The organism is Neisseria sp. P0021.S007, assembly GCF_051956855.1.
This window is the reverse complement of record NZ_JBQCXA010001005.1, coordinates 1-551: the sequence shown is the minus strand read 5'-3', so window position 1 is coordinate 551 and position 551 is coordinate 1. Positions and strand designations below refer to the sequence as shown.

General features: G+C 48.6%; 1 pseudogene. It reads left to right on the top strand.

The features are described 5' to 3' along the window. A pseudogene (gene fusA, locus ACTHUR_RS17215) lies at nucleotides 1-501 on the top strand (elongation factor G); the annotation flags it as partial. Between the last annotated feature and the right edge of the window lie 50 nt (nucleotides 502-551).

Genomic DNA, 551 nt, shown 5'->3' with positions numbered 1-551 from the left:
ATTAAAGGTGGTGTGATTCCTCGCGAATTCATTCCGTCTGTCGATAAAGGTATCCGCGATACCCTGCCTAACGGTATCGTTGCAGGTTACCCAGTAGTTGACGTACGCGTACGTTTGATCTTCGGTTCTTCACACGACGTTGACTCCTCTCAACTGGCGTTCGAATTGGCTGCTTCTCAAGCCTTTAAAGAAGGTATGCGTAAAGCCAATCCTGCTCTGCTTGAGCCAATCATGGCAGTTGAAGTGGAAACCCCTGAAGAATACATGGGTGACGTAATGGGCGACTTGAACCGTCGTCGTGGCGTTGTATTGGGTATGGATGATGACGGTATCGGCGGTAAAAAAGTCCGTGCCGAAGTACCTCTGGCAGAAATGTTCGGTTACTCAACCGACCTGCGTTCTGCAACCCAAGGTCGCGCTACTTACTCCATGGAGTTCAAAAAATACGCTGAAGCTCCTGCTCACGTAGCTGCTGCTGTAACTGAAGCCCGCAAAGGCTAATCAGAAAAGACCGTCTGAAACTGAAAATAAATTTTCAGACGGCCATTGTT